This is a genomic window from Eubacterium ruminantium (assembly GCF_900167085.1).
GTDB classification, from domain to species: domain Bacteria; phylum Bacillota; class Clostridia; order Lachnospirales; family Lachnospiraceae; genus Eubacterium_Q; species Eubacterium_Q ruminantium.
This window is the reverse complement of sequence record NZ_FUXA01000032.1, coordinates 1-1,908: the sequence shown is the minus strand read 5'-3', so window position 1 is coordinate 1,908 and position 1,908 is coordinate 1. Positions and strand designations below refer to the sequence as shown.

Annotated in this window: 1 rRNA gene; it reads left to right on the top strand. The window is 47.3% G+C overall.

The features are described 5' to 3' along the window. Window positions 1–154: 154 nt before the first annotated feature. Window positions 155–1,908 (top strand): 23S ribosomal RNA (locus B5D25_RS13040); the annotation flags it as partial.

The window sequence follows — 1,908 nt, the reverse complement described above, 5'->3', positions numbered from 1 at the left end:
AATGAGATTATTAATCGTAATTTTAATTACAAGCCATTAATAATTAACAAGACATCCAGATGACGAAAGTCATCTAACGAAACAAGTATCAATAAATACTTAAGATCGCAAGAGAGAGAACGTTCATCTTGTTTAAACGATTCGTTTAAGAACTGATTAAGCAAGGAAGAGCGCAGGGTGGATGCCTTGGCACTGAGAGCCGATGAAAGACGTGATAAGCTGCGATAAGCTACGGTGAGGAGCAAATATCCATTGATCCGTAGATTTCTGAATGGGGAAACCTAGCTGAGCAAACCTCAGTTATCCTATGGTGAATAAAATAGTCATAGGAAGGGAACCTCCTGAACTGAAACATCTAAGTAGGGAGAGGAAGAGAAAGAAAAATCGATTTCCTAAGTAGCGGCGAGCGAAAGGGAAAGAGCCCAAACCGTGGTGCGTGCACTGCGGGGTTCGGACTGACACAACGTAAAATAAATCTAGGAGAATTGTCTGGGAAGTCAATCCAAAGAGGGTGAAAGGCCCGTATCCGAAAGAAGAGTTTTATAGTCAGTATCCAGAGTACATCGAGACACGAGAAACCTTGATGGAATATGCGGAGACCACTCCGTAAGGCTAAATACTACTCAGTGACCGATAGCGCATAGTACTGTGAAGGAAAGGTGAAAAGGACCCCGGGAGGGGAGTGAAAGAGAACCTGAAACCCTGTGTTTACAAGCTGTGGAAGGACGATTCCTTCGGGATAGTTCAACCGCGTACTTTTTGTAGAACGGTCCGGCGAGTTGCCAGTAGAGGCGAGGTTAAATGTTTAAGACATGGAGCCGAAGTGAAAGCAAGCGTGATAAGCGCGAACTAGTCCCTATTGGCAGACCCGAAACCGGGTGATCTACCCATGGTCAGGATGAAGTTGCCGTAAAAGGCAATGGAGGTCCGAACGCACATCCGTTGAAAAGGGTGGCGATGAACTGTGGGTAGGGGAGAAATTCCAATCGAACCCGGAGATAGCTGGTTCTCCTCGAAATAGCTTTAGGGCTAGCCTCATGGTTAAGTCTAATGGAGGTAGAGCACTGAATATTTGCGGGGGCGTCAAAGCCTACCAATGATTATCAAACTCCGAATGCCATATAGATATACATGGGAGTCAGACTGCACGAGATAAGTTGGGTAGTCAAAAGGGAAAGAGCCCAGATCTACAGCTAAGGTCCCAAAGTACGTGTTAAGTGGAAAAGGATGTGGGATTTCGAAGACAACTAGGATGTTGGCTCAGAAGCAGCCACACATTCAAAGAGTGCGTAATAGCTCACTAGTCGAGAGGTCCTGCGCCGAAAATGTCCGGGGCTAAAACACGACACCGAAGCTTAGGGATTGCATTTATGTAATCGGTAGAGGAGCATAGCCGTAGGGACGAAGCGGTACCGAAAGGAGCCGTGGACTTACGGGTAGAGAGAATGCCGGAATGAGTAGCGAGATTTAAGTAAGAATCTTAAAGGCCGAATATCTAAGGTTTCCAGGGTAAAGCTGATCTTCCCTGGGTAAGTCGGGGCCTAAGGCGAGGCAGAAATGCGTAGTCGATGGATAACAGGTTGAAATTCCTGTACTGCTGTATAACAGAACTGTGGGGACACAGACAGAGAGTGTAACCCGGGAATGGAAAGACCGGGACAAGCGAGGTAGGAGTTCAGTAGGCAAATCCGCTGAACAATCTGAAGGCGTGACGTGGAGCGAACATTAGTAGCGAAGTACATGAGCTGGCTGTCGAGAAAAGCCGCTATTGTTTATACAGTACCCGTACCGTAAACCGACACAGGTGGATGAGGAGAGGATCCTAAGGCCGGCGGGAGAAGTGTTGTTAAGGAACTCGGCAAAATGACCCCGTAACTTCGGGAGAAGGGGTGCCATCCTCCGGGATGG